2 protein-coding genes are annotated in these 910 nt (G+C 68.6%); both read left to right on the top strand.

Annotated elements, in window-relative coordinates; all coding sequences use genetic code 11:
• The coding region (locus tag B2W70_RS05650; protein WP_286743687.1) for a histidine phosphatase family protein at positions 1-409 on the top strand (409 nt) is incomplete at its 5' end.
• A 96-nt stretch (positions 410-505) separates the two neighbouring features.
• Positions 506-910: biotin/lipoyl-binding protein (locus B2W70_RS05655; protein WP_286743688.1), on the top strand; the 405-nt coding region annotated here is incomplete at its 3' end.

The raw sequence follows: 910 nt of genomic DNA on the forward strand, positions 1-910 counted from the left end.
TCACTTCGGCGAGCTCGAAGGCCTCACCCACGAAGAGATCCACAGCCGCTGGCCCGATCAGGCCCGGCGCTGGAAGCAACGCGACCCGGCCTATGGTCCGGTCGGTGGCGAGACCCTCACCGAGTTCCATGATCGCTGTGTCGGCACCCTGGTGCGCCTGGCGCAGCGTCACCTGGGCCAGACCATCGTCGTCGTGGCCCACGGTGGCGTGCTCGATTGTTTCTACCGCGCGGCCAACGGCATTGATCTGACGGCGCCGCGCAGCTGGACCATCGGCAACGCCACCATCAACCGGCTGCTCTACAGCCCGGATGGCCTGACCATGGTGGGCTGGGCTGACGACGGCCACCTGGCCGCCAGCGGGGGCGCGCTCGACGAGTCCTCGGACGGCGCATTGGCCCCAGCCTGAGCCGGGGCTTTTCCGCCCGCCTTCACAAATCCTCTGCCATTTGTGGGTACACTGGCAGGCTAACAATTGACTAGGCAAGTATTTGTCGAGGTGAGCATGGCGCGACGTTTTTGCATGTGGGTGTCTCTGGTGGCTGCTGCCGCCCTGTTCTCGGCTTGCAGCAAGCAGGAGGGCGCTCCGCAGGCGGCCGCCGGTTCGGCGCCGCCAGCCTTGCCGGTCGGCGTGATCACCGTGCAGCCCGGCGAGGTGCCCCTGATGGCCGAGTTGCCGGGCCGCCTCGAAGCCCTGCGCACCGCCCAGGTCCGCGCCCGCGTGGCCGGCATCCTGCAAAAGCGCCTGTTCACCGAAGGTGCCGACGTCAAGGCCGGACAGCCCCTGTTCCAGATCGACTCGGCCACTTACCAGGCCACCGTCGAGAGCGCCCAGGCCGCGCTGGCCCGCGCCGAGGCCAACCTGGCCCAGACCACGGCCCTGGTGCAGCGCTACGAGCCGCTGCAGGTA

Source organism: Aquabacterium sp. UBA2148, from assembly GCF_002328915.1.
In the GTDB taxonomy this organism is placed as follows: Bacteria; Pseudomonadota; Gammaproteobacteria; order Burkholderiales; family Burkholderiaceae_C; genus Aquabacterium; species Aquabacterium parvum.